Raw genomic sequence first — 26690 nt, 5'->3', positions numbered from 1 at the left:
GATCATCCTGAGTTTTAATCTGACTGGCTATTTGATCTACCAGTTTTTCGTTGATTTCAACGCTCATTGTTATTCTCCATTTTGGAGTATTAACGACAAGCGTTTACACAATTTAAATTACATTCCCGACTGAAAGTAGTCTATAACTGCTTTACCAATCCGCTGAAGGAATAATGCCATGTATCCTTCTGACCTGAGTGGGAACTCCTTAAACCCCTGTTTCCAGATTCAGGCTACGATACCCCAAAAAATGGAAGAGCACGTGATTGGAGTTATCGCCTGATACTCAATGCCATTTTCTACATCTCAAAATCAGGGTGTCAGTGGCGAATGCTTCCATCAGACTTTCCTCCATGGAGCACTGTACATACCTATTTCCGGAAGTGAAAGATTGATGTCACATGGAAAAAAGTACATGACGCACTTCGTGACATGGTGCGAGAACAAGCCGGTAAGGAAGCTCAACCAACAGCAGCCTGCATAGACTCCCAGTCTGTAAAAACATCGGTAAAAGGGGATGTCGAGGCAGCCCTATAGAACCGACCTATGCTGATAGATTCATTTTCGGTCTTCACGATGCGTCTCCTCTGTTGACATGAATCCCTGTAAGGCTTCACTGGCAAAGCCTATGTATCCATTTAGAATACCTTAGCTCCGCTATCAAAAATAAACACCTGAAATGATTATCCGGTACAATCGGCCTTCTGGCTCCGGAGTATTGAGAAGGCCTTGTATGTGTAACTAGTGGTGTGAGTAAAGGGTCTAGTCTCCAAGTAAAGTCTGAATAACTCGACCAGGAGACCTCAAAATAGCCTGGTCTGAACTACAACGTTACTTTGCCCAGGGCGTTGTGCTTTGTGTGGATGATTCACTGGATCTGATTGAGGTTAGCTACCAGATCTCAGTCGATAATAAGTCAGCGGTAGAAGCCTGGGTGAAACAGGGCGTATTGGGAGCGGTTAGTGATGAACAGGCACAGTCCTGGTTTGCAGACGACCGTGATCTGTGGGCTGTTGTGGTTAGACCCTGGGTGCTTGTTCAGGAAAGGTTTTGAGAAAAGAAAGGAGGTGACAGTCTGAATGCTGGAGATTGCTGACGGTATCATCATTACCGAAGATGACATTGAGTTCAGTTATATTCGAGCCCAGGGCGCGGGAGGCCAGAATGTCAACAAGGTCTCTTCCGCTGTCCATCTGCGCTTTGATATCAGGGCCTCCTCATTGCCTGAGTTTTATAAAGAGCGATTGCTTGCTTTCCGCGATGCCCGTATTACCCGGGAAGGTATTATCATCATCAAGGCGCAGCGGTTCCGGACCCAGGAAAAGAATCGTGAAGATGCTCTCTTGAGGCTCAAGGAACTGATCAGTAAGGCAACTGTCGTTCATAAACAGCGTAAGGCAACTCGTCCAACACTGGCCTCAAAAAAGCGGCGTGTTGATCAGAAAAAGCGACGAGCTCAGACAAAAACATTGCGTGGTCGAATTGACCATTGACTTGGGTTTACCGTGATTCCAATAGTCTGTCCTATGGAGAGGAATTGGCTGAAAAAATAGGACAGATCGGTTCCACTTATTTTTGCCAGTTTGGAAGCTAAGGTAGGTTTAGTACGAGTATGGGGATACTGGTGTGAGGTAGTTTGTTGTTCGAGTACACTGGCTTTCAGCAGGCTTTTAAATAAATATAAATTTATAGTAAAGAACATTAATTTGTTAAAGTGAGAAAACAATCTATCTTCACTAATTAAATCGGATTCTTCTAAATGGATTTTATCTGTTTTCTTTAAATTAAAATGATTAGAGGTGTGGTTATTATTTTAATGACTCTAATTTTTTTAGTGCAAAGAAATATTTTTCTGAACTGTGAGTTGATAATTTTGGGTTGAAAAATTGATTCGCGACTTTGACAATTTTTACTGATCAGTTTGTTGACTTTCAGAAAATAGGTGGTGGTATCTTTATTGAAATATGAATGAATAGTGTTGTTGTATAAGAATTGATCGTATGTTTACTTTCAATTTTGCTGTTGCCTATTAAAAAAATGAAAGCTGCTGGGGGGGGAGTTAGGAAATATTTGGAAACAGTATCTGAATTTACAGTAAGACTGCCGATTGGATTCGAGTCAATCAAGCTCCATTTTTAACTATCTTCGACTCTGCTCAAGGTGAACGGAATTGGAAATTAATTTCATGATAAATCTTTAGTGAACAATGAGGAAATAATCCTGCTTATTATCGGATATGGTGTTTTTTTAATTGTATTTGAATGCAATCAAAGAGAATGAATTATGATTCAGAATGACAAGTCCCCCAACCAGATTTATAAACATAGTATAATCCCGGAAGGAAATAGTGCACAGTTGCCAGACCCCTTGCGGGAAGGTTCCCAGTCTGTAAGTTATCGCCGTTGGGATGTTCAGGTTGCTTCCCCCGATGATGCGACAGAAGGTAGAGGCTCATTAGAAGAATCTTCACGCATGATAAGTCAAAGGTCATGTGCCCAACACGATTCAGGTTGGAGGTCCTGTCAGACTGGCAGGTTACTACAGCCTGAAGTTACTGTTCCATCACCGCAACCTGTTTTTGCTTCAGGAGTAGAAGAACAACAAGTCAAGCGTCTACAAGATCTTCTGATTGGTGGGTGTCTCTTTGGGCTCGGTGTATCAGCAGTTCTCACAGCGGTATTCGATTCGAAATACCATGTTGACAATCATGACCATCACCACCAAGACGCTCATGGACATAGCCATGATGACGTTGATGATGCATACGATGAGTTTGTGGGGCGAATAATGCGACAGCTAGGTCATGGCGTTGAAGGAATATGCACGACCTCTGCCGGCCTTGCGAGAATTTTTGGTGCACTGTTCTTTAGCAATAAGCACTACAGCAAATGTAAGGTTATCTCCAATATTCTACAAGCTTTTGGTGCTCTTGGAACTATAACTGCTGCAGCTGGTGACCTGTGGCATGGGCACAAATCCCATGCTGCAGGCCACTTTTCTCAAGCAGGGTTTGCGCTCGGAATGCCTTTGCCAGAGCTATATTTTTGCATGAAAAAAATCTGTACGGGGGAAGAGCTAGATATTATCCAGCAGGAGAATCAAAGAGCAATTTGCAAAAAAATAGCTGCGGCGAGTAGCATCTTGGATGCTTTACCTGCCCTCTATTTAGCTGTAAGTATGGCGTCACCATTCTACGCGATAGAAACGGCTTTAAGCCTACTCATGGGCTGGGGAAATGCTGTCTTTTATAGGATACGTAAAAATGGGATACCCTTTATAAAGGTCGAAGTTTCAGGAAATGCCTCCGGTGATGAACGAGATAGAGAAAGTAAAAAATTTGTCCTTATACCCCAAGAGCAATTCGATAGAATTATAGAAATTTGTTATTCCAGAGGACTAGTAGGCCAAGCTTTACATACCAATGAAGATGCTGTTGAAATGATTGAATCCGGTAATGAGTTGGAAGATAGTGTAAGTAATATAGAGGAAGTAAAAAAGCTTATAGAACAACAATCTTTTAATGTGGTTCTCCCCAAAGAACTATCTAAACACTCTCATTTACTAAAGGTTTAGCTAATGAATTGAGCTTATGTTTTTTTGGTCTTTGTGTTTTCTTGTCAATAGGTGATGGCTAAAGAAGTCGCGGTGAGATTAAATGAAAATAAATTTAAATGGTGGATTTTTTTCTGTTTTTTTTAAAATCCAGGGGAAATGTCGGCGAGTATTTTTTTATTGGATTTAGCATTTTCTCAACTTATAGCTGCTCTTATGGGTAGCCATTCTCTGGTCGTCCTTTTTCAGTCAATGTAGCATTGATCGTTTAACTCCAAAAATGGTGTGTTCTTATTCTATCGCTCACTGCTTTAAAGGTTGGTTTGTACAATAATTTGGGTAATATTGTTGGAGGTCAGCGCAAGTTTGGTTGCCTTTCAAGTTGCCAAATCGCAACGTCAACAGCCTGGACACTAACGATTATCTGGAAGTAAACGATGACTCCTGCCATTAATACGCTTAAAAAAGCCAAAGCTATCCATCAGGTTCACCAATATCACCATGACCCCGACAGCCATTCCTATGGAGAGGAGGCGGTTGAAAAAATGGGGCAGGACCCTCAGCGGGTCTTTAAAACCCTGATGGTGAAACTGGACGGTAAGCAACTGGCCGTCGCGGTGGTACCGGTAGCCGCTAAACTGGACTTAAAAGCCATGGCCGGTGCCTGTGGCGCAAAAAAGGCGGCAATGGCGGAGCAACAGGAAGCCGAGCGGAGCACTGGTTACATTCTTGGCGGCATCAGTCCACTGGGCCAGAAAAAGCGTTTACCTACGGTGGTAAACAGCAGTGCAGAGTTCTTTGATACGATGTTCGTCAGTGCGGGGCGTCGAGGTCTTGAAATTGAACTGGCCCCTGCTGATCTGGTCAGGCTGACTTCAGGTTGCTTAGCTGATATTGCCAGGTAATGAGCAACAATAATAAATATCGAAATTACAGCAAGAACCGTTGCTATTGTTAGCAGCCGTCAGAGTAAACTTTCGACCGCGTGTGGGCTTTTTTAGATCAGGTTTTCACTGCTTTCCCCTTTGAATACCTGAAACGGTATTCCAGGCAGAGCTATCCACCCATTCCAACTTCACAGGTATTTGAGGAGCTAATGCTTGTTGCTATTCAAGGGCTCGCTTTGACTTTTTTCTTGGTAAGGTAGCTGGCCCGGAGGATTCTAACATGGCAGTTCTTTTAACCTTAGAGCGTCCTGATCGTCTACCTAGCAAGTTTTCTTCAACATAGCTTTGCCAGGTGCCGTGGGTTTCACTCAGGTGCCAGTATAGCTGGATTGAGAAATCAACCTTGTTGGCAATCTCTTCTGGCAATTGTCCAATGCTTATGTATAAGGCCAATAAAGTATTTTCACACTCATCTGTTAGTGCCGGGCGGAAGGTTCCTAAACCTGACCATATTACTAAGCAGCTGTTCCATAAGTCTTTATCATCGGTCTCAAATTCCTCGATGCTCATGGCTAACATTGACTTTAATGGAACACCCTTTTCTACGGCTTTATGTAAGATTTTGCAAAAACCTTTATTGGCTTTATTGACGTTATAAAGCATTTTGCTTTCGTCAGAGAGTTTCTTAAATTGCTGGTTAAATGATTTCTCAACATCAGGCTGAGTCATTTTGCTCTTCTTTGATTCTGATGGGTATCTGGATTTTTTGAGTGCCGATCGTGCTTCTAAAATTTGTTCGGTGGTTGGTTTTCCAACAAGATTGATATCAAAGTTAATTGGTTGTTTTTTACTTTCAGCACGGTAGTCAAAAAATAATTCCTGTCCAGCGCTTATATCAGTGATGGCTTGAACGTCTATTCTCAGCTGATCTAGCTTCTCCCAGGGAATTTCAGGGCTTTCCTTATCCTTATACTTTCCATCTATTAGCACCCATAATGCGCAATTTGGCTTGGGCGAGTGGTTAAGTTTATTTAGCCGCGTCGTTCCAGATATGCCGATTTCATAATGTGTGCCTTCCAGAAATACATTTGTCCAGGCAACATACTTATCTTCTTCGAGAAATATAACTTCCTCTGTTTCTTTTTCCATTTTGAAAGCAATAAACTCTTCACCCGATGTAGGCTTTCGGAATACTATATCTCCCTGGTATTCGCCGATTTTCTCATCAGTTTTAATATCTTTATCTGCAAAGCAACCTTCTTCTTCTTCATCAAAAGAAGATCTTTTGACAGAAACTTTTGATGCAATGGTCAGGTGATTTTTTTCGAGTGATGTTTCGGTTGGGTGTTCACTGTCGATTGCTGACTGAAGCCGATTGAGGTACCCGTATAACTGAGTCATCATATCAAGTGTTTTGGTACGTTGTTCTTTTTTCTCTTGGGCTGTTGCATCAGGTATTTTCTGTAGTCCCAACTGGCAAAAATGTTCAATCTGCGAACATGGATCGTAAGCGCCTTTTTCAAAACTGCTGTTAATCTCAGTTTGAGTGGCAGTCGTATCTTGATGCTGTATTACAGGACTTAGCCGGGTAATAGTATCTATTTTAACAAATCGGGTTCTATCAGCGATTGTCGCTTGTTTGGGCTGACCCTTGGGGCAGAGTAAGGCATGGCAATTTTTTTTTATGGGTGAATCCAGATCCATATGAATAGTTGCTGGCCAGAAAAGACTAACAGGCCGGCCATCCCATTCAAGATCTTTGTCCAGTTTTATAAATACGTCTTCTACTCCGCTGGGGCTGTTATTAGTACTCAATATTCCTTTTGTCCCCATCATTTTTTCTCACTCCAGTCAGGCTGTAAACTTCAGGAAATGCGGTGTTCGAGAAGTATGCGAAAAGTTTTCGGACGTCCACAAAATAAATACTTGTTAGTTCTTTCAGAAATAAAAAAGTTCCTTTATCTTCATCTGTTTTTTCAGGAGAAGCTAGAGGGCGTTACCAACTGGTTGTATGGCAAGTTGGTAACGCCCTCTGGGGTTCAGGCTGCAACTTTCTATTAATTGCTTTTGATTGAATTATCTGGTTAGAGAGGCAATTAGCACAGTTGCGCCACAACATGTTGTTCGACGCAATGTATTCAAACGATAATACCAGGATTACTTTGTATAGGCTGGGCATGTGACGAGGTGATCATTCACCAGCCCCATGGCCTGCATGTAGGCATAACAGATGGTACTGCCCACAAAGCTGAAACCGCGTTTTTTCAGGTCTTTGCTCATCCGGTCTGAAATCTCGGTGGTGGCCGGCACTTCACTCATTGACTGTCGATGGTTGATGATGGGCTGGTGGTTTACAAAGGACCACAGATACTGGTTGAAGCTGCCAAATTCCTCTTGGACCTTGATAAACGCCCTGGCATTTTTAATGGCGCTCTGGATCTTCAGTCGGTTGCGGACAATGCCTTCATTCTGCATCAGCGTTTCAACATCCTGTTCTGTCATTCTGGCGACTTGTTGAACATCAAATTGATGAAACGCTTTCTGGTAGCCTTCCCTGCGCTTCAGAATGGTGATCCAGCTCAGGCCCGCCTGGGCCCCTTCCAGAATCAGGAACTCAAAGAGTTTTTGGTCGTCATGACAGGGAACGCCCCACTCATCATCATGGTATCGGGTGTAGAGTTCATCGCCATGACACCAGCTGCATCGAGAATCGCTCAAGAGAAAAAACTCCGTTTGTTAGGCGCTTTCAAATAGGGTTTGCCTGCCAATTACACCAGAAACCGCATTTATTTGCAGTTTTCTGGCTCCTGATAGCATTGGCAGTTAAGATAGTTGTTTACTTTGTTAAAGGCGTAAACAGATGAAGATAGCCAAAGAGAAAGTGGCTCTGTTCCATTACACTCTGAAAAATGACGCGGGAGAGGTTCTCGACAGTTCTGAAGGCGAGTCCCCCATGGCTTATCTTCACGGGGAGCACAATATTGTAGAAGGTCTTGAAAATGCCCTCGAAGGCAAGCAGGCCGGAGACAAGTTTGAAGTGGTTGTTGAGCCAGCTGAAGGCTATGGCGAGTACGACGAAAGCCTGGTTCAGCCAGTACCAAAAGAACAGTTTGGTGACCATCCGGTAGAGGTGGGTAACCAGTTCCATGCAGATACTGCTATTGGCCCACGTATTGTGACGGTCGTCGCTATTGATGACGAAGGCGACCAGGTTGTGATTGATGCTAATCACTCGCTGGCGGGTGAGAATCTGCACTTCAGCATTGAAGTGGTTGAGGTTCGTGAAGCTACCAAGGAAGAGCTGGACCACGGTCATGTGCATGGACCTGGTGGACATGTTCACTGATGATTAAAAAAACCGGCATTTGCCGGTTTTTTTATGTCGATATGATCTTCTGGCATTGATTAGATGGTTATGTACACGGCATGCCGGGTTTTGTGATGAGTGAGCAACTGAATATTGGTTAGAACACCACTCTCAACCATGGACCGGAAACTGGCGGCTATTCTCATTTTCTGCAGGTCATCCTGATGTTCCCAAAGGCCCAGCTCCTCCATCAGCACCCGGATCTTAAAGGTTTCACCTTTTTGCATGGCGTCTATTACGTGCTGTAACGGTGCTAACAGAAGGTTCAGGCGCATACATCTCTCCTTACCAATTCGTTTTTCCCAAGCCGCTCAGGGCACTGCTTTAAAAAAATCTGGTTGTTATAAGTGATCTGCTTATATCCGCAGAATCTATAACTATGGCTCTGGAAATGATTTTTGACCGTTAGACCTTCGTTTGAGTCACTTGATCACGATTTGAACCTGCGGCCTCGTCAATATGGGTTATATACAGGCATTCATGTATGTATGTAAAATTATAAATAGATACTAATATGCAAAAAAATAAGCAGAAGCCCATGAAATTCAGCAAAGTTGTTGTTATCAGTCTGGTGCTGGCGGCTCTGGCGCTGGCCGGTTATCGAATTCAAAGCAGTGGTGACTCTGCTGCCGTGGTTTATGAGACGCCACCGGTTCGGGTTGATGTGATGCAGGTCGCTCCAGGAGAGCTGTCGGCCTGGGCTTTTGCAGAAGGCACCGTGGAGGCCTTGCAAAAGGCATTTCTCAATTTTGAACAGCCTGGCAAGGTGGTACACATTGGCACTCTGGCTGATGGCTCTTCATCGGCTGAAGGCTCCCCACTGCGTGAAGGCGTTCGTGTTTTTGGTCCCAATGATGATGTCCGCTTAGGGCAGTTCCTGGCCAGAATTGATAACCGGGAAAATACGGCTGAAGTGGTTGCTTTGGAGGCCCGGCTACAGTCTGCCAGAGAGCGGCGGAAAGAAGCCGAGGCCGGTGTTCATATGGCCCAGAATGATAAACAGCAGGCTGAAAAAGATTTTGCCCGGATTGAAGCGATCTACAAAAAAGGCGTGGTATCCAGAGATGAATACGATCGCTATCGAACTGGAATGCTCAATGCCCAGGTGGGCGTTGAAGCAGCAGAAAGCAGCCTGCAGGCCGCACGCTCTGAGGAGAAAGGGGTGGCAGCAGACCTGAACCGGGCTACGGTCAACCTTGAAAAAACCAGCCTGTTTGCTCCGTTTGATGGCGTGATCACGGCAATGAATGTACTGCAGGATAATTACTATTACCCTCCGGCAGGCATCAGTACCAACAGGGAGCGGGAAGCGACCAGTGCCATCGTGGTAGTAGACGACAGTCGTTATGAAATCAGTCTTGAAGTTGCTGAAGCTGAAGCACGTTCCATTCAGGAAGGACAGCCTGTCTATCTGGCTCAGGATGACCGAATACTTTATGACTCTGTTGATGCAGGGTTTGATCAGCGAGGAGTGGTAAAAGGGAGCGTCTGGTCCGTAAGCCCTGCCCTCAGCCTTCAGAATCGCTCACGACAGGTGAAGGTCAGGACCGAGGGGGATGCCCAGGCAATACAGGATGGCATGTTTGTCAGGGCCTGGATTGCCACCGAACAGAAAACCGATGTCTTGACGCTGCCCTGGCAGGCAATCTCATTCCGAGATGGCAAGCCCTATGTATTCGTGGTTAAGCCGGATAACCGGGTTGAGCTACGCTGGTTGTCTATTGGTATTCAGGGTTTATTGAACCTGGAAGTGGTTGATGGTCTTCATAATGGCGACCGGGTTGTGGTCCGTGGTCAGCACCTTCTGGCTGATGACAGCTCTGTTAACGTTATCAATGAGCTGAAGGCAGGAGGCGCCGAATGAACTGGCTGTCTCGAAAGCTGTTTCTGCAAACGCTCTTTGCCCGCCTGTTACTCGGGTTATTTCTACTCTCTGGTGTGCTGTCCTATAACACCATGGTTCGTGAGAACTACCCGGATCTTGAAATTCCCAAAGCGTTGATCACCGTCTCCTGGCCCGGTGCTGCTCCGGAACAGGTTGAGAAAGAGGTGACCAAGCCTCTGGAAGATGAAATTCGCAGCGTTAAGGGGTTAAAGACATTTGCCAGTGGTTCCTACCATTCTTACTCAATGGTGGCTGTTGAGTTTGAGGCTGATATGCCGGTTGCCGAGGCACTCCAGCGGCTGCGAGCCAAGGTAGACAAAGCTGAAAGTCAGTTTCCATCAGAAGCGGATATTGATAAGCCGGAAATTGAGGAGATGTCCGTTGCGGATATGCCGGTGATCAGCCTGGTGCTTCACGGCAACGTTGATGATCTGATCCTGACGGATGTTGCGAAGCGTCTGGAGTCCCAGTTTGAAACCATTCCCACCGTTAAGAAGGTGACGCTTGGGGGAATGCGGGAGAAGAGTCTTCATATACGACTAAAGCCATATAAGTTGAGAGAGCTGGGGATTTCACCGCTGTTGGTCAGAGATCGACTTCAGGCTGCAAATCAGGACATGGCATGGGGTGAGTTTGAAGGCAGTGAAAGTACCTTTACACTCTATCTTGCCGGGCGTTTTGACAGCGTTGAAAAACTCAAAAAACTGCCCATCACACGGCTTGATGAAAACCGTCCGGTCAGGCTTGGTGAGATTGCTGATGTCAGTCTGAGGCTGGACCGGGAAAAAAGCCGCAACTATTTCAGCCTTGATCACGGTGAGTTTACCCGTGGTATTACTCTGGATATCACCAAACGTCCCGGTGAAGATACTTTTGCGGTTATTGGGGCTGCAGAGCGGCTGGCTGATCAGGTCGTCAGAAGTGATACCTGGCCCCAGGGGCTTCAGCTGACGAAGGTCACTGACGATGGTGAACTGATTGAGCTGGCATTTGAAGATATCTCCGGCTCCATGTATCAGGCAGTCATTATTGTCTTTGTTGTTCTGATGTTTCTGTTGACCTGGCGAGAAGCGTTGATTGCCGGTATTGCGCTTCCGGTAACGCTATTGGCAACACTGGCCGGTATGGCTGTGCTCGGTTATACCCTGAGTTCGACAGTGCTGGTGGGAATGGTGCTGGCGCTCGGATTGCTGGTGGATGTGTACATTCTGGTGATGGAAGGCATGCACGATGGGCTCTATGTCCGTAAGCAGTCTTTTTCACAGGCAGCACTTTCAACGGTTAAAACGTTCCTGTTACCCGCCACTGCTGGACAGCTGACTACTATTCTGGCGATGGTTCCTCTGATGCTGGTCGGTGGGATTCCCGGTAAGTTCATCCGAATACTGCCCATGACCATTACCATCAGTCTGCTGGTCAGTTTGCTGGTTGCTTTTCTGGTCTGTATACCACTCTCCCGGTACTTGCTGGAAAAAGACTCCGGCCGTTCCAGAGAACTGCTTATTGACCGTTTGAGTATGAAGTACCGGGGACAACTGACTGACTGGTTGCTGGTTGCCGTGTTAAAAAACCGTATTACTGCCATTTCCTGGGTCGCTGGTGCGTTTGGGTTGTTTGTCCTGAGCCTGCTGGCGGCCGGCCAGCTGCCGGTGATGATGTTCTCGGAAAGTGATGACCGGAAAATTGGTGTTGCCATTCAGTTAGGGCCTGATGCAACGCTGGAGCAGGCTCAGCAGGTTGCCGACAAGGCGGGGGCTTATCTACGGAAGCAGCCCTGGATTGAGAAGAATATTGCTTATGTAGGGGAAAAAAGTCCGGTGACCAGCAGCTCGCTGAATGAAGCACTGCTGCCATCCAAGGCCTACAATCAGGTGGGGTTTACCGCCATCCTGGTACCCCGGAAAGACCGGGATCGTATATCGTTTGAATACCTTGATGACATCCGTGAGGGATTGAATGAGGCGCTCAGCGGCGAAGCCGGGCTGGAAATATTCCTGACCCATGTGGGGGGGGAATCCCTACAATGCGGCTCCGGTTCAGATTGAAATTCTGGGTGAGGACTATGGTCTGCTCCGTGATATTTCTGCGGAAGTTCGCAGCAGGCTTTCCCAGATCCCTGGAGCCCAGGGAGTGCGTGATAACCTGGGGGCTGCACACCGGGAAATTCGCTTTCGTCTAATCCCTGAACGCCTGAGTTTTCACGGGCTTTCTGAACACAGTGTTGCCCAGCAGATACGAATGGCAATGGAAGAAGACGACTTTGGTCGTTTCAAAGTGCCCGGTATACAGGATGATCCGGACATCCGGATCAGCATGGCCTGGGCCAGCCGTGGCGGTGAGCTTGGCAGTCCCCAGCATCTTGCCGAAATGCAGCTGATGAGGGTAATAACGGATGATGGGCGAAGTGTGCCTTTGCTGGATCTTGCTGAATATGAGTTGATGGCTGCACCACAGGTCTATGTTCATACTGATGGCCAGCGAGCGGTAACGGTGCAGGCAAGAGCAGAAGGGCAGACGGCAACCACCATTATGAAAGCGATGATTCCCCACCTGGAAGCGATGAAACGGGAATGGCCTGTGGGCTATGACTATCGACTGGCGGGTGAAATGGAGTCTACGGATGAAAGCTATGGCAGTATGGGAGGAGCCATGCTGCTGGCCATGGGTATGATTTTTGTTCTGCTGACCTTGATGTTCAACTCCATGCGCCAGCCATTGATTATTCTTCTGGTGGTTCCCCTGGCATTAACCGGAACCTTTATTGGCTACTTTCTTGCGGAAATACCAATGTCGTTTATTGGTTTGATGGGCGTCGTCTCCCTGGCTGGTATTGCGGTGAATAACGGTATTGTTCTGATTGAAACCATGAACAGTCACCGAAAGTCCGGTCTGTCGGTGGCTAACTCTGCGGCAAGAGGAGCCGCTGACCGCCTGCGTCCAGTAATCAGCACCAGTTTAACTACTGTGCTTGGCCTGATTCCCCTGGCCAGCAGTGATCCCCAGTGGTATCCACTGTGTATGGCAATTATTTTTGGTCTGGCTGCTTCAACAGTTTTTGCCATGGTGGTGGTTCCTGCGCTGTATATGTTATTAACCTCTGAGGTGGAAGCTACAGTTGCCAGCTCTGATAATAGCTCTGAAAAAGGTGCTGAATTACCTGGATTTCAGGCAGGTTAAACACTATGGCTCGTCGTACAAAGGAAGATGCTGAAAAAACACGGCTACAGCTGCTGGAAACTGCGTTGGCGCTGTTCAGTGAAAAAGGAATTGCCAATGTCACTCTGGCTCAGATCGCCAGTACTGCCGGTGTAACCCGGGGGGCTATTTACTGGCACTTTAAAGACAAGTCCCAGATGCTGGAAGCTCTCTGGGAAAGGGTCTTTGATCCACTGGATCAGCACTTTGCCGCTCAGCTGGAAGCCGATGATGAGGACCCACTGGATGTGCTGTGTAATCTTGGTAAGCGGGTCCTGCAGGAAGTTGCTACCAATCTGCAATTTCAGCAGGTGTGCCGGATCAGCCAGCAGGCAGCCTTTGATCTGCAGATGCTTGAGCGGTGGAATCAGTTCTGTTTGAGGAGCCAGACGGAGGTGACTCTGCTGATGGAAAGGGCTCAGGAACGAGGGTTGTTACGCGATAATATAACACCTGAGGCGGCGTCACTGGTTGCCAGCGGTTGTTTTCATGGCGTTATTGAGCGCTGGCTCTCTGTAGGTGGAACTGTGGACCTTGAGCTGGAGGGGGATGTTATTGCTGATACTGTTTTTGCCGGCCTGAGGCGATAAGCCAAGCACTCAATTCATTAAATGAGTTGAGTGCCAGGATCAGTTTCAGCCAATAAAAGGGTTGAGAAGAAGGTAAAGATAACGTGCAGCGACGCCGGCACAGATACCGCCAATTGTATGAGCCAGAATGGCTTTCGACGTCAGCTGGCGGAAGCCTAGAGAGTCCAGCATGGCTGTATGCGTGCTCAGGTAACCACTCCAGCACATGCCCATGGCGGTAAATACAGCGATATCACTGCCACCGATAATACCCTGGCTGATAAAGTTTGGTACCAGTGACATGGCTGCACCTACCGCACCAAGAGAGGTAATGGGGAAGGCAACCAGTTCAGCATGGTCAAAGCCGAAGAGCAGTTCAAACAGCCAGGTAACATGACTGGCCAGTTGAGGCAGCAAAGCAACGCCTTCAAATGCACCACCAGTGTAGCCTGTTGTTGGTGCGCCAAACGTCAGCACCATAACAAACGTACTGATGATTAATACACCGGGAATAATCGCCACCCCCATTTTGACGCCGCCTTTACCACCATCCAGCAGGGCATTGAGGAATCTCAACCAGACTGGGTCTGTAGAACTGTGATCATCCAGCAGTTCACTGTGAGTATCTTTAATGCTCAATTCATGCAGTCTTGGGTCATTACGGATAAAGCGCTGCATCAGGCGTGTAGATATGACTGCGCCAACAAGAGCACCGGCCAGACCGATCATTGCGGGTATAAAGTAGGTGGCACCGGTTTCACTGTTCTGCAGCGTAGCTATAAAGGTGATGACAATAAGGCCCATACCAAAAGAGGTGCCGAAGTTCGTCAGGGAAATGATCTCGTAAGCCTTGAATGAGTGGCTGAAACGGCGATCCTTGGCCAGTCCAATAATTGCAGGATTATCTGAGAAGAAGGTCATCATTGCCGCCATGGCAGCACGACCGGGAAGATTGAACACTGGCCTCATCAATGGCACCAGCATCCGTTCAATCAGAGAAATAACATGAAACTCCATCAGCAAACGGCCTGCTGCACCGGTCAGAACGGTGATTCCCATCAGGAACAATACGGTGTTTAACAGAAGCTGGTGTGCGGTGTTAAAGAGGGTGTTGAACATGTGGGTAACACCCATGGTCTGGCCAAGGTAGCCAAACAAAAACCCTGCGAGAAGGAGGAGGGCTAACGGCTCTACGATTTGACGTACACCCGTTGAGGTTTCTGATTTGGTCGAGACTGCATCACTCATAGAAATACCAGAAAGAATTAAGCATCTAGATTAGACAATATTTTAAGAACCTGCAGTATTGGTATTAGTCAGATATGGAATAAGTGCAGGAAGGATAACTGAATAACAAAACGATGGAACTAATAGAAGTTACAGGCGGTCAAACATAGATGTCTGTAACTTCTGATACCGCCCTAGGGCGGTCTATTCTCGAACAGCCTCCTGGGTTAATGCTCTCGGGTTGTGCGGAAAGTCACATCCGGGTAACGTTCTTCAGCCAGGGAAAGATTAACTCTGGTTGGAGCCAGGTAGGTCAGGTGGCCACCACCATCAATTGCGAGATTCTCTGCACATTTACGCTTGAACTCTTCCAGTTTTTTGTTGTCACTGCAATCAATCCAGCGAGCGGTATTCACATTCACAGGCTCATAGATCGCTTCAACTTTGTATTCGTCTTTGAGGCGACGCATAACTACGTCAAACTGAAGTACACCCACTGCCCCGAGGATCAGGTCGTTGTTGTTAACCGGCATGAATAGCTGGGTGGCACCTTCTTCTGAGAGTTGTTGAAGGCCTTTTTGCAGCTGTTTCAGTTTTAACGGATCTCGCAGACGAACCCGGCGAAACATCTCGGGAGCGAAGTGCGGGATGCCCATAAACTTCAGCATTTCACCCTGGGTAAAGGTGTCACCAATCTGGATTGTACCGTGGTTGTGCAGGCCGATAATATCACCGGAAATTGCCTCATCCACATGGGAGCGGTCGCCCGCCAGAAAGGTCACTGCATCAGCAATTTTTACATCCTTGCCAATACGAACATGTTTCATTTTCATGTTCCGGGTGTATTTGCCAGAACAGATTCTCAGAAAGGCAATGCGGTCACGGTGTTTGGGATCCATATTGGCCTGAATTTTAAAGACGAACCCGGAGAAATTCTCTTCATTGGCGGCAACGGTACGCTCATTGGTTTCGCGGGGCATGGGGGATGGGGCCCACTTCACAAAGTCATCCAGCATTTCCCGAACGCCGAAGTTGGCCAATGCGGTACCAAAGAATACCGGAGTCATTCGACCAGCAAGGTACTCTTCCAGGTCAAACTCATGACTGGCGCCTTTCACCAGCTCAATTTCCTCCATCAAGTCCTCATGCAGATCGCCCAGCAGGGTTCTGGCTTCTTCTGATTCCAGTCCTTTGATCTGGATATCTTCAGGAACCACACTGGCCTGACCGGGCTTGAACACATGAATGGTATCGGTATAGAGGTTATAAACACCTTTGAACTGTTTACCCATGCCAATAGGCCAGGTAATAGGTGCACACTGAATTTTCAGAATATCTTCAATTTCATCCAGTACTTCAATCTGATCACGGACTTCACGGTCCATTTTATTAACGAACGTGAATATTGGAGTATCCCGCAGGCGACAGACTTCCATCAGTTTTATGGTTCGATCTTCGACACCTTTGGCGCCATCGATAACCATAAGACAGCTGTCTACAGCGGTCAGTGTTCGGTAGGTATCCTCGGAGAAGTCTTCGTGCCCGGGGGTGTCCAGAAGGTTTACTGTACGACCGTGATAGGGGAATTGCATAACCGACGTGGTGATGGAGATACCACGCTCCTGTTCCATCTTCATCCAGTCAGAGGTGGCCATGCGCCCGCTCTTACGGCCTTTTACCGTACCGGCAAGCTGAATGGCGCCACCCAGCAGCAGGAGCTTTTCGGTAATGGTAGTTTTACCGGCATCTGGGTGGGAGATGATAGCAAAAGTGCGTCTGGCTTCGACTTCCCGGGGGAGTGATGACATGTTTTGTTTCCAAATTGTGTACGCATATCTGTACACAATGGGATGTGTACAACATGACAAATAATCAAAATCTGGGTGAATTATCCAAATCGGGGGGATGACTGCAAGTAGGCTAAGAGTTTTCCTGTAAATCCGGTGCTTCTGTTGTTTGAAGAAAAAACACCGGACTTATAATTTAAATACTCTGAACTGGAGAGCTTGTACCTGTTAGATAATTAATTATAAGGTGTATCCAGGCTTGAGGGCTTGAAATCAATCACAATTCGGGATGGCTGATGATACCAGTTATAAAAGTCATAATTAGGATAGCTTGTGCTGGAAACCAGTTTATAGCGACTGGTGTCATCTGGAATGTTCCTGGTTGAGATGATTTTTGCGCTAATTTTACCAGACCTGATTGTATTGGTAACTTCCCTTGTCACATTGACCGTAATTTCCTCCACAGTTTCAGTTAACTCATTGTGGCGACTGAAGGTGATATTTGCATCCAGAGGATAGTCAAATACTCCCCAGGCGTGCTCCTGATCAAGAAGCAGAAAATATCCAGTCCGGTTTTTATCGATATCAAACATGCCATGGTCTTCAAGACGAGCCATTAACTCATGATTGTTTGTGAAATCCTGAAAAGTCACTGGCGTTCCTTTACTGAACTTATAACCTGAAATCATCCATGTTGAGTCAGGGGAAAGTTCAACCGCTGTCAGGCTGCTTGCACTTGTTGCAGGTGCAAGAACAGAGAACGGGAATATCATGGTAAATAGAAATGGGTTATTTATTATTGCTACATTAGATGCAAATACATAATCCCGTGAAGAAAGCTGATGTATCAATGATGGATCCAAACGTATAAATGAAGCAGAAAGCGGAATATGTGGCAGGTGCCCATTTTCAAACCAGCGACGAACTTTCAGGGAGTAAAGGTCCATAGAAAGATAGTCAATAGGGGGAATGTCTTTCGCATTTACTGTGCTGGAAAAAGTACAGAAAAGTGAAAAATAGACAGAAAAAATAAATGTTCTGGTCAATAGATTGTTCAATACATTCATAGCAGATTGTTTCATAAGTTTTGATTGAAAATTAAAGTTCCTTTCACCATGAGGCAGTTCCATAGAATATCGAGAGCTATTTTTTTAATGCTAGGGGGTGTTACCAACTGGTTGAATGGCTAGTTGGTAACACCCCCTAGGAACCTTAACGGTATCCAGCACTTGTAAAGTCCACTATTAACCTGGATGGTTTATGGTACCAGCTTGAAAAATCGAACCATGCAGGGTAATCCATTCTGGTTTCCAGTTGATACTTCTGCTGGTTTTGAGTTGCGTGAATAACCCGAGGTAAGATGGTTCCGGCTTTCATGCCATTCGTGACTTCACGTTGAACATTCACCGTTGCCTGTTCAGTGGCTTCACCGGAGACTTCATCAAAGCGGGTGAATGTTACGTCTACATCAACAGGGTAATCGACGATGCCCCACCAGTTCTCCTGATCAATAAGAAGAAAGCGGCCTTGCTTCGTTTTCTGTCGATCGAACATTTCATATTCACTCGCGTTGATCATGGCTTCTTCGTTAAAAGCAAAATCTGAATATCGTATCGCTCCGCCATGTGCGGCTTTATAACCGGTGATTTTCCAGGGGGAGTTTTTCGGAAGCTCAATCGACGTCAGGCTGGCAGCACCAACATACGGCCAGATTGCATGCGCCACTGAGTAGATGGTTGCCGCTGTAACAGCAATTACCACCACCACAACAGCGACCCCGATCAGTCCGTCCGAAACCCTGTCACTGAAGGAAGAGTCACGGTCATTGGAATAGCTTCCCCAGAAAAACGGAACATCCCACCATCCCCAGTGCGTATGATGATGAGTGTGTTCAACATGAACATTGTTGGGGTTGCCTGAACCGGAAGGGTGGTAATAGCGATTGAGTTTAAGCTGGTACAAAGCCATATGCCGGTAGTCAACAGGCGGTGAGTAATTGCTATAGTTTTGTCCGGAATATCCTGTAAAGCCACTGGCATAAGTATTCAGTTGCGGGTAAGAGATAAAAATGGCCAGAGACAGCAGTAAGGCTATTTTTGGTAGCTTGTTGACAGTTTTTATGGGCATTCTTGCGTTCCGAGTGGAAATTTCTAAACCTGTTTGCTGGTGCTGTGATTAATTCCATTGGAACCAGGTTGTATAGAAAAGTTCCCTTAATTGCATTGCCCGCTTAGAACTGTTAGCAGATTGCGAGTTTGATTTGTTGTATTGTTCTGTGATTTCGAGTGTTTGGACCCAGTTAATAATTATGAATCGAAAAAATACTTTTTAAATTGTCTTAATTAATTAACCATTCTATCAGAAAAAAATTAGCGGTATGGGCTGACAGTATTTCGCTGGAAATAAAACCCAGGAAAAGAGCGCCGGAAATAATTAACATAGGCTCAAGCAGGGCCATAATTCCAATGTATATCTGGCTCATTCCCAGTGTCTGATAAAGCAGTATTTCCTGGCGTCGCTCCCGAAGATTACTGGTTAATGCATAAAAAAGGGTCAGCAGGCACAACCCGAGAGTTACAAAAGATATGAAAATCAGGCTGACAGTTGCCCTGTTAAGGTAACTATAAAGTAGCTCCAGCTCTTTGGCTGGCATCGCAGCGGTTATCTCCAGGCCTTGTTTAGTGGCTGATCTAACTAGGTTTTTCTCCAAAGCCAGAAGGGCCATGCGATCCCTCAGTTTTATATCTATAAAAGAAATATCATCAGGGCTTGACCAGCTTGGCGTATTACCTCCAGCGTATTTTTTTCTTGCTTTTATCAAGCCTTCAATAGGGATATAAATACTATCATCCTGGTGGGTATTCTGGCGTGGCAAAATACCAGCAATGGTAAATAAATCTTTGTACTCTTGTTCTGCTTTCGGTTCGTTACCATCGGCAATAGTAATTTGGTCGTTGACTTTGTAACCAAGGTTAATTGCTATGTTTACCCCAATATAAGCCGTCATTGAGGTATTAGTTGAAGGTAATGTTTCAGAGCTGATCTTCTGTTGGTGGTTTCTCTCCAGGTATTTAGAATTTCTGTCTGAAAGTCGTGTCAGTTGTTCTATCCCTTCGGTGCTGGTACCAATAACGGTGAGTCCTCGATGGGTTTCGCCATAAGCATAAGGGATGGCGTACTCAATCTCCGGGTGGCTTATCAGCTCATTCAGCAGGCTCAGACTCATTTCCGGTGGTGGTGAGCCCACATGGAATAGCGAGAACAGAACCAACGGCATCGGCGGTGTTTCTTTACTGATGATCAGGTCACTTTTCAGTGAATAGCGATCAATGTTTTCAATGAGTTGTTTCTTGATACCTTGAAACAGAAAAACAAGGTAAAAGCCAAAAGCCAGAATCAACAGCATGGTCAGCGTATTTTTTTTGCGATGGTTAATGCTCCTCATTGCATGCTGAAAGGTAAGTAATGTATTGCTGAGCCAGTTAATGTTTACCATAGTTTGGCCACCTGTTGTGAATGGTTGATTTCTGACATATCAAGACAGCGGTCAAACCCCGGGTATGGGGTATGGTCAATACAGATCAATGTTTGTTCATACTCTCTGGTCGTTTTCAGCAGCATGTCATACATGGTTTGTCGAGCTTGCAGATCAAGTGCTGATGCGGCTTCATCTGCCAGAATCAGGGGAGGGAAGCCTATCAGTGCGCGGGCAATAGCTACCCGCTGTTGCTGACCAATACTCAGCATACCGGTACTCTGGCGCAGTAGCTCAGGGTTCTCCATATTGAGTGCGGCCATCAGCTGGTATGCTTCATAATTTGCCGTGGTTTTCCGGTCTTCCAGTCGCTGCTGGCGCAATTTAGATAAACGACAGGGGAGTAAAATATTTTCCAGTGGATTCAGGTAAGGGATCAATGTTGGCTGCTGGAAAATGTAGCCCACCAGGCCAGCTCGAAATGTTTCCCGTTCGGATCTGGATAGTTTTTCAATTTGCTGACCAAGTATGTCAATTCTGCCTCTGTCGGGTATGAGTAACCCTGTCAGCAGTTGCAGCAGAGTGGTCTTGCCAGAGCCATTCAATCCAGTAATCTGAACGCGTTCCCCGTTCTCTACAGCAAACAGCGGTATAGACAGGCAGTTTTTCTTTCCTCTGCTCAATTCAAGATTTTCTACTGTCACTGCCTGACTCATATGAGCATCCCTTTTTAATCGTTAAAAAAGTCCAGAAGGAAATCAGTCATGTCTTGTTCTTTCTTCAGCTGAACTTCTCTTTGCTCCTGGCTCAGTTGTTGTTTACTTTGCCAGTTCTCACTGATCAGCCAGACGCTGGTGTGTTTTAAGTCAGGTATTGCCTCGAAACCAAGAAATTTGAAGTGAGACAGATTTTCCGGGTTTTGACATTCATACTCGAGATAGCCGCTGATTTCTTTGGGACTGGAGTTTGCAGAAAGCGATTCAGCCTTTAGGTAAGGCATGTTTACCGGCTCAACAAGAAACTGCTTTTGCGTTTGTCTGCATTCTGCTTCTTTTGGGAGCCTGACCAGCGGCGTGAATTCTTTCAGATACTGAGCCAGAGAATGAAGTGGCAGCTTTGTGATAGTGTTTGCCGCCTCTGGGGAAATGGATAGGAACAGGCTAAGGGTATCCTTTTGCAGGTTAATATCCAGCAGAATGGAAGCTGGCTCATAGGCTCGGTGGACATTCTGCCCGAAGGAGCGGCCTTTCGCATGGCTTGCTGCTATCGTGATAGCAATGCCCAGTATGATGTAGAAAGTAACTTCGGTAATGACTTTGTGGTAACTGTTCATGGGCAATTTTCCTGAAGATATCTCTTTCCTGAGTCAATCAGCCCGGTATCTTTGAGAAAATTGCGACCAATTAGTAACTGTTGAGGAAAATTGCTGCGACTGATTAAGGATGTCTCTATCGTGCGTGTAATCTGGCCGACTTTTATTGTGTTCCGGACAACCGCCCGCTCACTGGGTGCACCTTTATGCGTGATTATTCTGGCAACCCGGCTTACCGGTTGATGCATGGGCGTTTTCTGGCTGCTTTCCCTATGCACGAAATCATAGTAAACCCAGCGGCCTCCATTTCTCTTAATATGCATGCGGATGTTCCGGGCATCCAGAGCGGTGGTGGTAGCACCGCTATCAACCAGTGATTCAACCTTATGTTGGTTAATATTGACCAGTGTGGCGTTTTCCAGATAGCCAAACAGCGCTCGGCCTTCCACGGTGCAGGGTTGGCTGGCTTCTAAGGCAGGCAGCGGCAAACCTGAAACGAAAACTATCATAACCAACCGTAACAGCAGTCCTGATGGCTGAGTGGATAGGTGTTTGATTACCCTGTTCATATCTCTGGTGACAGCTTTACCCTGTTCAGCATTTATCTGAAAGCTATCGGCTATGTAGGGGATGGTTTGATAGGTGGCTGGCTCTAAAACAGCTTCGTTACTGAAGCACTGTGTTCCCATTTAACTCAAAAGAATTTTCTTTCCGACACGGTTTGTCTATTTGAGGGGATTCGTAGTTAAATACAGACTTTTAATTTCCGCTGCGACTGAGAAATGACCAAGCTCCCCTGCTTCAAGGCATACGATATCCGTGGCCGCCTGCCGGATGAACTCAATGAAGATATTGCTTACCGCATAGGCAGAGCCTATGGCGAGTACCTTAAGCCGAAGGATGTTGTGGTGGGTGGTGATATCCGCCTGACCAGTGAGGAACTCAAACACGCCTTGTCTGAGGGCCTGCGTGATGCTGGGGTCAATGTTCTGGATATTGGCCTGTCTGGCACGGAAGAGATCTACTTCGCCACATTCCATCTGGGGGTTGATGGTGGTGTTCAGGTGACGGCTAGTCACAACCCGATTGACTACAACGGTATGAAACTGGTGCAAGCCGGTGCGCAGCCCATCAGTGGTGATAATGGTTTGAGGGAAATTCAGCAGCTGGCAGAAGAGAACCGGTTTGCGGAACCTGTGGTAAAGCGAGGTGACTATCAGAAGGTCTCTGTTCTGAATGATTATGTCAGCCACGTTCTGGGCTATATCCAGACTGACAGCCTCAAGCCGCTGAAGCTGGTGGTCAATGCTGGTAATGGAGCCGCAGGGCATGTGGTGGATGCTATTGAGGAGCGATTCCAGACTGCTGGTGTGCCAGTGGAATTTGTTAAAGTCCTCCATGAGCCGGATGGTAATTTCCCCCATGGTATCCCTAATCCATTACTGCCAGAATGCCGTCAGACTACTGCAGATGCTGTTCTGGAGCATCAGGCAGATATGGGAATTGCCTGGGATGGTGACTTTGATCGCTGCTTCCTGTTTGATGAGCAGGGACAGTTTATTGAAGGGTATTACATTGTCGGGTTATTGGGGGAGGCATTCCTTGCTCACGATCCACAAAAGATGGCAGGGGCAAAAATCATCCATGACCCCAGGCTGACATGGAATACCATTGATCAGGTCAAAGCAGCGGGTGGTGAGCCTGTTCTGTGTAAAACCGGCCATGCCTTTATCAAGCAACGGATGCGTCAGGAAGATGCGGTTTATGGCGGTGAGATGAGTGCGCACCATTATTTCCGTGACTTTGCCTATTGTGACTCCGGCATGATTCCCTGGCTGTTGGTCGCTGAGTTGATGTCCAGAAAGGGGCAGCCCTTGTCAGCACTGGTCAGTGAGCGTATCGCCATGTTCCCATCTTCTGGTGAAATAAACAGCAAGTTGACCGATCCCCAGGCTGCTATCGATCGAGTGCTGGCACACTATCAGCAAGATGCGCTGGAAGTCGATAACACCGATGGCATCTCTCTGGATATGGGGCAGTGGCGCTTTAATCTGCGTCTTTCCAATACCGAGCCGGTGATTCGTCTGAATGTGGAAAGTCGTGGAGATGAGGCGTTGATGCAGGAAAAAACTGCAGAATTGCTGAAGATGATTCGCGACTGATATTTTTCAAGAGACTGTTGCTTGAAGGCAGTCTCTTACTTTGAGTTGGATAAATAAAGAGCCTTAAATGCTTAAAAAATGCCTTTTTCCAGCAGCAGGCTATGGAACCCGCTTCCTGCCAGCCACCAAGTCCATGCCCAAAGAGATGATGCCAATCGTCAGCAAACCACTGATTGAGTATGGCGTTGAAGAGGCGCTGCAGGCCGGTATGTCGGATATCTGCATTGTGACGGGTCGAGGCAAGCGCTCGCTGGAAGATCACTTTGATGTGAACTACGAGCTGGAGCATCAGATTTCCGGTACGGACAAGGAAAACCTGCTGTCCGATATTCGCAGTGTGATTGATCAGTGCACCTTTTCCTACACTCGTCAGCGTGAGATGAAGGGACTTGGCCATGCAGTGCTGACCGGACAGACTCTGATTGGTGATCAGCCGTTTGGTATGGTGCTGGCGGATGACCTTTGTATCAATCTGGGTGGTCCTGGTGTTCTGGCTCAGATGGCACAACTCTATAAGCAGTTCCGTTGCAGCATTGTTGCGGTTCAGGAAGTACCTGAAGATGAAGTGCATAAATACGGAGTTATCTCTGGCCAGTACATTTCAGAAGATCTGATCCGTGTTGAGAATATGGTTGAAAAACCCGCCAAAGAGGATGCGCCAAGCAATCTCGCGATCATTGGTCGTTATATTCTTACACCGGATATCTTTGACCTGATTCATGATACTCAGCCCGGAAAAGGGGGAGAGATTCAGATTACCGATGCCCTGATGGCACAGGCGCAGCGTGGCTGTGTGATGGCCTATAAGTTCAAAGGTGAGCGTTTTGATTGTGGCAGCATTGAGGGCTTTATCGAGGCTACTAATTACTGTTATGACAACCTTTATCGATAAATAACTGTTAGATATTGTCAATATCATGTGGGGCTGAATAAACTTGTCAACCCCATTTAAAACTCCTCTTATTTAACCTTTTGCACTATCAATTCCGAGCGATACATAGCGCTCTTATCTTATGTTGCTACTGGGTGGCATTGCGGAGGAGCTCCGTCTATACACTATAGCGGTCTTCACCTGACATTTTCCTAACATAGCCTGGTAAGGAGCTGTTTATGTACGCGAATTCTGCTCAAGTTCAAGCTGGAGGTGCATCGCCGCTAATGAGGTCAATGGCAAGCCATGCCGATCGTCCGGGAAGTCCGGATTCATCATCAGGATGTTTGAATGGACAAAATGTATGGCAGGTTGATGGCGCTGCTCTGGTTAATCCAAAATGCCCCAATACCAATGAGTCTCTCACTAGGCAGCTAGCTACCTTTGGTGTTAAAACAGTTGATTGCGGAAATTTCTATTCTATTCAGGTTCCGGGGAACGTTGAAGTTAAACAGTATGAGCCTGGTAGCGATGAGCACTGTAGGCGGGTGCGAAAGGTAAATGATGCGATTGATGCCTGTACAGGCCGTTTTTTTATCGGTCGACTAGGTCAGTCATCTTGTCAATTTACTTCCCCAATTTTAGAGGCTGAATGTGATAATGTGACATTTACTGCACTTGTTGGTAAGCCCCCCTTCGGTTCAGCACTTACATCGCGTTTGATTTCATCTTATTTTGGAGGTGGTCGAAATGGCGAGATGCAAGTGGATGGTGTTAGGCACTTTCTTCACTTTCATAAAATGCAGGGGAACTCAGATCCGGGCTGCCTGAATTTGACGAATAAAAACTCAATCGTTGCTGTGCTTGCAAATGGTACTGAGCAAGAAAATGTGCAGAGTCAGGAGGTCAAAAGCCTGTTAAATGGTGCAACGGTTAAAAATTACACAATGGCCGAATTGATGGATTATCCAAGAGTGCAGAGCCAAGGTAACACTTAAGGATTGTGATAAGAAAAGAAGCTACAGGTTAGTAGCTTCTGGCAACCGCAAAGTCTGCAAGATCCGCCATAGCACTGCGGTATTCACCTTCAGGAAGCAGGTTTAAACAGCGTTTGGCTTTGGCCGCGTATTCCTGTGCCTTGGCTGCAGTGTACTTCAGTGCGCCACAGCTGCGAACAGCTTCCACAACGGCTTCAATGTTTTCCCGTCCGCCCTGCTCAATGGCTTCCTTTACGAGGGCCTTCTGTTCACTGGTGCCATGTTTCAGGGTATAAATCAGTGGCAATGTCGGTTTGCCTTCGGCCAGGTCGTCCCCAAGGTTTTTACCCATGGTTTCGGCGTCGCCTTCATAGTCCAGCAGGTCATCGACCAGCTGGAAGGCAATGCCAAGATAGTTACCATAGTTGGCCATGTCACTTTCCAGTTCCGGGCTGGCTTTGCTCAGCACAGCAGCCGTCTGGCTCGATGCCTGGAACAGCATGGCAGTTTTGCAGCGAATGACTTCCATGTAGTCATCTTCAGTGACATCTGCATCATGGATGTTCATCAGCTGCATGACCTCGCCCTCGGCAATGACATTGGTGGCATCTGCCAGAATATGCAACAGCTTGAAGTTCTCCAGTCCTACCATCATCTGGAATGCGCGGGAATAAAGAAAATCGCCCACCAGAACGCTGGGGGCATTACCCCAGAGCGCATTGGCGGTGTCTTTACCCCTGCGTAAATCCGATTCATCCACGACATCGTCATGAAGCAGGCTTGCGGTATGCAGGAATTCAATAATGGCCGCCAGGGGCACATGGTTGTAGTCGTTATAACCACAGGCCCGGGCGGTCAGCAGTACCAGCAATGGACGCAGCCGTTTGCCACCGGACTTAATGATGTATTCACCGATTTTGCTGACCAGGGCAACGTCAGAGTGCAACTGCTCATGGATGCACTCGTTCACCCTGCGGAAATCGTCATGGACTGCGGTCTGAAAAGAGGCTTGTTGTTTGTCCGGCATCTGGCTTATTTGGTGGGGCGAAATGAGGCATCGTATTTAGTGCTACTGCAACTGTCAATAGCAGCCTGTGATGAAGGCACTAATACAGAGCCTTTGCGCGGTGCTTACTTATTTCTGAGAAGTAAGCTGCAGGCCTTTTGAGACCTCTTACCGGGCTGTGCAGGATAAAATGCCAACAGGTCTTGCCAGTGGGGCTGGACTCCCTTAAAATTTGCGCCCCTATCTGAGAATCCGGTGCGGTGTGCCGTTTTGTCATGGATGCTGGTAAATGGCTGATTTCAGCTGTATTTCAGCTCATGAGGTGCCGCCCATCCCTGATGGTGCCTGCAATGCCATAATGGCAGGTTCAGCCCGCAGGAGCCGTCAGCTTCAATAAGGAGCGTCAGCTTCATAAGGA

24 protein-coding genes and 1 pseudogene are annotated in these 26690 nt (G+C 46.8%); 13 read left to right on the top strand and 12 right to left on the bottom strand.

What is annotated here, in order from left to right:
- Positions 1-207: 207 nt before the first annotated feature.
- From AK963_RS31200 to ybaK, 5 genes and pseudogenes are all read left to right on the top strand, one after another.
- Positions 208-387 (top strand): annotated as a pseudogene (locus AK963_RS31200) (transposase); the annotation flags it as partial.
- A gap of 397 nt (positions 388-784) precedes the next feature.
- On the top strand, positions 785-1054 hold the full coding sequence (locus AK963_RS03980) for a DUF2288 domain-containing protein (RefSeq protein WP_066014183.1): 270 nt from the start codon (positions 785-787) through the stop codon (positions 1052-1054).
- A gap of 25 nt (positions 1055-1079) precedes the next feature.
- Positions 1080-1493: an alternative ribosome rescue aminoacyl-tRNA hydrolase ArfB gene (arfB, locus tag AK963_RS03975; protein WP_066014182.1), complete on the top strand. Its 414-nt coding sequence runs from the start codon at positions 1080-1082 to the stop codon at positions 1491-1493.
- A gap of 790 nt (positions 1494-2283) precedes the next feature.
- A complete protein-coding gene (locus AK963_RS03970; RefSeq protein ID WP_066014181.1) occupies positions 2284-3573 on the top strand; it encodes a hypothetical protein in 1290 nt (429 codons plus the stop codon).
- Positions 3574-3989: 416 nt separating this feature from the next.
- The gene (ybaK, locus tag AK963_RS03965) at positions 3990-4457 is read left to right on the top strand and encodes a Cys-tRNA(Pro) deacylase (RefSeq protein WP_066014180.1); all 468 of its coding nucleotides are present in this window, start codon (positions 3990-3992) and stop codon (positions 4455-4457) included.
- 201 nt (positions 4458-4658) lie between these two features.
- On the opposite strand, the gene AK963_RS03960 is transcribed toward ybaK, so the two are convergent.
- Together AK963_RS03960 and AK963_RS03955 are read right to left on the bottom strand one after the other, a co-directional pair.
- Positions 4659-6275 carry an SET domain-containing protein-lysine N-methyltransferase gene (locus AK963_RS03960; RefSeq protein WP_066014179.1) on the bottom strand — a complete coding sequence of 539 codons (1617 nt, stop codon included), beginning with the start codon at positions 6273-6275 and terminating at the stop codon, positions 4659-4661.
- A 321-nt stretch (positions 6276-6596) separates the two neighbouring features.
- Entirely contained in the window at positions 6597-7157 is a 561-nt protein-coding gene (locus AK963_RS03955; RefSeq protein WP_066014178.1) for a DNA-3-methyladenine glycosylase I, read from the bottom strand.
- Positions 7158-7299: 142 nt separating this feature from the next.
- On the opposite strand from AK963_RS03955, the gene AK963_RS03950 reads away from it, so the two are divergent.
- Positions 7300-7785 (top strand): FKBP-type peptidyl-prolyl cis-trans isomerase, encoded by a 486-nt coding sequence (locus AK963_RS03950; RefSeq protein WP_066014177.1) that lies wholly within the window; start codon positions 7300-7302, stop codon positions 7783-7785.
- A gap of 59 nt (positions 7786-7844) precedes the next feature.
- Here the strand turns inward: AK963_RS03950 and AK963_RS03945 are convergent, their stop codons facing one another.
- Positions 7845-8081, bottom strand: coding sequence for a hypothetical protein (locus tag AK963_RS03945; RefSeq protein WP_066014176.1), 237 nt, complete (start codon positions 8079-8081; stop codon positions 7845-7847).
- A gap of 263 nt (positions 8082-8344) precedes the next feature.
- Here AK963_RS03945 and AK963_RS03940 point away from each other — a divergent pair, with 263 nt between their 5' ends.
- Genes AK963_RS03940 through AK963_RS03925 form a run of 4 tightly spaced genes read left to right on the top strand, consistent with a single transcriptional unit; the run spans position 8345 to position 13476 of the window.
- Complete coding sequence (locus tag AK963_RS03940) at positions 8345-9670, top strand: efflux RND transporter periplasmic adaptor subunit (RefSeq protein WP_066014175.1); 1326 nt, start codon at positions 8345-8347, stop codon at positions 9668-9670.
- Entirely contained in the window at positions 9667-11736 is a 2070-nt protein-coding gene (locus AK963_RS03935; RefSeq protein ID WP_066014174.1) for an efflux RND transporter permease subunit, read from the top strand. Before AK963_RS03940 ends, AK963_RS03935 begins: the two co-directional genes overlap by 4 nt.
- On the top strand, positions 11693-12868 hold the full coding sequence (locus AK963_RS03930; RefSeq protein ID WP_066014173.1) for an efflux RND transporter permease subunit: 1176 nt from the start codon (positions 11693-11695) through the stop codon (positions 12866-12868). The genes AK963_RS03935 and AK963_RS03930 overlap by 44 nt, the downstream gene beginning before the upstream one ends.
- A 5-nt stretch (positions 12869-12873) precedes the next feature.
- Entirely contained in the window at positions 12874-13476 is a 603-nt protein-coding gene (locus tag AK963_RS03925) for a TetR family transcriptional regulator (RefSeq protein WP_066014172.1), read from the top strand.
- A gap of 45 nt (positions 13477-13521) precedes the next feature.
- Here the strand turns inward: AK963_RS03925 and AK963_RS03920 are convergent, their stop codons facing one another.
- From AK963_RS03920 to AK963_RS03885, 8 genes are all read right to left on the bottom strand, one after another.
- A complete protein-coding gene (locus AK963_RS03920) occupies positions 13522-14703 on the bottom strand; it encodes a CD0519/CD1768 family membrane protein (protein ID WP_066014171.1) in 1182 nt (393 codons plus the stop codon).
- A 206-nt stretch (positions 14704-14909) separates the two neighbouring features.
- A complete protein-coding gene (locus AK963_RS03915) occupies positions 14910-16490 on the bottom strand; it encodes a peptide chain release factor 3 (protein WP_066014170.1) in 1581 nt (526 codons plus the stop codon).
- 215 nt (positions 16491-16705) lie between these two features.
- Positions 16706-17551 carry a hypothetical protein gene (locus tag AK963_RS03910; protein ID WP_066014169.1) on the bottom strand — a complete coding sequence of 282 codons (846 nt, stop codon included), beginning with the start codon at positions 17549-17551 and terminating at the stop codon, positions 16706-16708.
- A gap of 130 nt (positions 17552-17681) precedes the next feature.
- Positions 17682-18596 (bottom strand): hypothetical protein, encoded by a 915-nt coding sequence (locus tag AK963_RS03905; RefSeq protein WP_066014168.1) that lies wholly within the window; start codon positions 18594-18596, stop codon positions 17682-17684.
- Between the two features lie 211 nt (positions 18597-18807).
- Positions 18808-19965, bottom strand: a complete 1158-nt coding sequence (locus tag AK963_RS03900) for an ABC transporter permease (protein WP_066014167.1) — start codon at positions 19963-19965, stop codon at positions 18808-18810.
- Positions 19959-20660 (bottom strand): ATP-binding cassette domain-containing protein, encoded by a 702-nt coding sequence (locus AK963_RS03895; protein ID WP_066014166.1) that lies wholly within the window; start codon positions 20658-20660, stop codon positions 19959-19961. The genes AK963_RS03900 and AK963_RS03895 overlap by 7 nt, the downstream gene beginning before the upstream one ends.
- Positions 20661-20674: 14 nt before the next feature.
- Complete coding sequence (locus AK963_RS03890; protein WP_066014165.1) at positions 20675-21277, bottom strand: ZrgA family zinc uptake protein; 603 nt, start codon at positions 21275-21277, stop codon at positions 20675-20677.
- Positions 21274-21945: a putative ATP-dependent zinc protease gene (locus AK963_RS03885; RefSeq protein WP_066014164.1), complete on the bottom strand. Its 672-nt coding sequence runs from the start codon at positions 21943-21945 to the stop codon at positions 21274-21276. The genes AK963_RS03890 and AK963_RS03885 overlap by 4 nt, the downstream gene beginning before the upstream one ends.
- 93 nt (positions 21946-22038) lie before the next feature.
- Between AK963_RS03885 and AK963_RS03880 the strand changes: the two genes are divergently transcribed.
- The 3 genes from AK963_RS03880 to AK963_RS03870 all read left to right on the top strand — a co-directional run bounded on the left by AK963_RS03880 (position 22039) and on the right by AK963_RS03870 (position 25287).
- The gene (locus AK963_RS03880; RefSeq protein ID WP_066014163.1) at positions 22039-23418 is read left to right on the top strand and encodes a phosphohexomutase domain-containing protein; all 1380 of its coding nucleotides are present in this window, start codon (positions 22039-22041) and stop codon (positions 23416-23418) included.
- A 67-nt stretch (positions 23419-23485) separates the two neighbouring features.
- Positions 23486-24310 (top strand): UTP--glucose-1-phosphate uridylyltransferase GalU, encoded by an 825-nt coding sequence (gene galU / locus AK963_RS03875; RefSeq protein ID WP_066014162.1) that lies wholly within the window; start codon positions 23486-23488, stop codon positions 24308-24310.
- A gap of 218 nt (positions 24311-24528) precedes the next feature.
- The gene (locus AK963_RS03870; RefSeq protein WP_139117235.1) at positions 24529-25287 is read left to right on the top strand and encodes a hypothetical protein; all 759 of its coding nucleotides are present in this window, start codon (positions 24529-24531) and stop codon (positions 25285-25287) included.
- Positions 25288-25315: 28 nt separating this feature from the next.
- Here AK963_RS03870 and ispB read toward each other — a convergent pair whose 3' ends face one another.
- Entirely contained in the window at positions 25316-26293 is a 978-nt protein-coding gene (ispB, locus tag AK963_RS03865; RefSeq protein WP_066014160.1) for an octaprenyl diphosphate synthase, read from the bottom strand.
- Positions 26294-26690: the final 397 nt, after the last annotated feature.

Source organism: Endozoicomonas atrinae (assembly GCF_001647025.1).
Lineage (GTDB): Bacteria > Pseudomonadota > Gammaproteobacteria > Pseudomonadales > Endozoicomonadaceae > Endozoicomonas > Endozoicomonas atrinae.
The sequence above is the reverse complement of the archived record's forward strand: the minus strand, read 5'-3'. Positions and strand labels throughout refer to the sequence as shown.

Excerpts from the sequence above, each read along its gene's own strand:
- arfB (WP_066014182.1), top strand. The coding sequence starts at position 1,080 with ATGCTGGAGATTGCTGACGGTATCATCATTACCGAAGATGACATTGAG.
- AK963_RS03970 (WP_066014181.1), top strand. The coding sequence starts at position 2,284 with ATGATTCAGAATGACAAGTCCCCCAACCAGATTTATAAACATAGTATA.
- ybaK (WP_066014180.1), top strand. The coding sequence starts at position 3,990 with ATGACTCCTGCCATTAATACGCTTAAAAAAGCCAAAGCTATCCATCAG.
- AK963_RS03960 (WP_066014179.1), bottom strand. The coding sequence starts at position 6,275 with ATGATGGGGACAAAAGGAATATTGAGTACTAATAACAGCCCCAGCGGA.
- AK963_RS03950 (WP_066014177.1), top strand. The coding sequence starts at position 7,300 with ATGAAGATAGCCAAAGAGAAAGTGGCTCTGTTCCATTACACTCTGAAA.
- AK963_RS03945 (WP_066014176.1), bottom strand. The coding sequence starts at position 8,081 with ATGCGCCTGAACCTTCTGTTAGCACCGTTACAGCACGTAATAGACGCC.
- AK963_RS03940 (WP_066014175.1), top strand. The coding sequence starts at position 8,345 with ATGAAATTCAGCAAAGTTGTTGTTATCAGTCTGGTGCTGGCGGCTCTG.
- AK963_RS03935 (WP_066014174.1), top strand. The coding sequence starts at position 9,667 with ATGAACTGGCTGTCTCGAAAGCTGTTTCTGCAAACGCTCTTTGCCCGC.
- AK963_RS03930 (WP_066014173.1), top strand. The coding sequence starts at position 11,693 with ATGTGGGGGGGGAATCCCTACAATGCGGCTCCGGTTCAGATTGAAATT.
- AK963_RS03925 (WP_066014172.1), top strand. The coding sequence starts at position 12,874 with ATGGCTCGTCGTACAAAGGAAGATGCTGAAAAAACACGGCTACAGCTG.
- AK963_RS03920 (WP_066014171.1), bottom strand. The coding sequence starts at position 14,703 with ATGAGTGATGCAGTCTCGACCAAATCAGAAACCTCAACGGGTGTACGT.
- AK963_RS03915 (WP_066014170.1), bottom strand. The coding sequence starts at position 16,490 with ATGTCATCACTCCCCCGGGAAGTCGAAGCCAGACGCACTTTTGCTATC.
- AK963_RS03910 (WP_066014169.1), bottom strand. The coding sequence starts at position 17,551 with ATGAAACAATCTGCTATGAATGTATTGAACAATCTATTGACCAGAACA.
- AK963_RS03905 (WP_066014168.1), bottom strand. The coding sequence starts at position 18,596 with ATGCCCATAAAAACTGTCAACAAGCTACCAAAAATAGCCTTACTGCTG.
- AK963_RS03900 (WP_066014167.1), bottom strand. The coding sequence starts at position 19,965 with ATGGTAAACATTAACTGGCTCAGCAATACATTACTTACCTTTCAGCAT.
- AK963_RS03895 (WP_066014166.1), bottom strand. The coding sequence starts at position 20,660 with ATGAGTCAGGCAGTGACAGTAGAAAATCTTGAATTGAGCAGAGGAAAG.
- AK963_RS03890 (WP_066014165.1), bottom strand. The coding sequence starts at position 21,277 with ATGAACAGTTACCACAAAGTCATTACCGAAGTTACTTTCTACATCATA.
- AK963_RS03885 (WP_066014164.1), bottom strand. The coding sequence starts at position 21,945 with ATGGGAACACAGTGCTTCAGTAACGAAGCTGTTTTAGAGCCAGCCACC.
- AK963_RS03880 (WP_066014163.1), top strand. The coding sequence starts at position 22,039 with ATGACCAAGCTCCCCTGCTTCAAGGCATACGATATCCGTGGCCGCCTG.
- galU (WP_066014162.1), top strand. The coding sequence starts at position 23,486 with ATGCTTAAAAAATGCCTTTTTCCAGCAGCAGGCTATGGAACCCGCTTC.
- AK963_RS03870 (WP_139117235.1), top strand. The coding sequence starts at position 24,529 with ATGTACGCGAATTCTGCTCAAGTTCAAGCTGGAGGTGCATCGCCGCTA.
- ispB (WP_066014160.1), bottom strand. The coding sequence starts at position 26,293 with ATGCCGGACAAACAACAAGCCTCTTTTCAGACCGCAGTCCATGACGAT.